The organism is Rhizobium ecuadorense (genome assembly GCF_001187535.1).
Classification (GTDB): domain Bacteria; phylum Pseudomonadota; class Alphaproteobacteria; order Rhizobiales; family Rhizobiaceae; genus Rhizobium; species Rhizobium ecuadorense.
Genome location: NZ_LFIO01001169.1, coordinates 1 through 245, shown reverse-complemented (window position 1 = coordinate 245; position 245 = coordinate 1). Strand labels below are relative to the sequence as shown.

At 60.4% G+C, this 245-nt stretch carries 1 protein-coding gene; it reads right to left on the bottom strand.

Annotated elements, in window-relative coordinates; genetic code table 11:
* A partial coding sequence (locus AF337_RS25355) for a LysR substrate-binding domain-containing protein (RefSeq protein WP_244471309.1) occupies positions 1-245 on the bottom strand: 245 nt, incomplete at both ends.

Below are 245 nucleotides of genomic sequence, written 5' to 3'. Positions count from 1 at the left end.
GACGGTCATGCGCTGGCGGGCGATCGCCCGGGCCATCAAATCCGGATTGTCCTTCAGCGGTCCGTTGCGGATCACAAGATCGAAGCCGTCCTCGAGCAGGTCGACGATGCGCTCGTTGAAGGAAAGGTCGAGTTCGAGGTTCGGATGTTCATCGAGTAGGCGTGCGAGAATCGGCGAGATGCAATGGCGGCCGCGAGCACGATCAGCGGGAACGGGACATGGAGAAAGAAGATGGCGATGAAGGC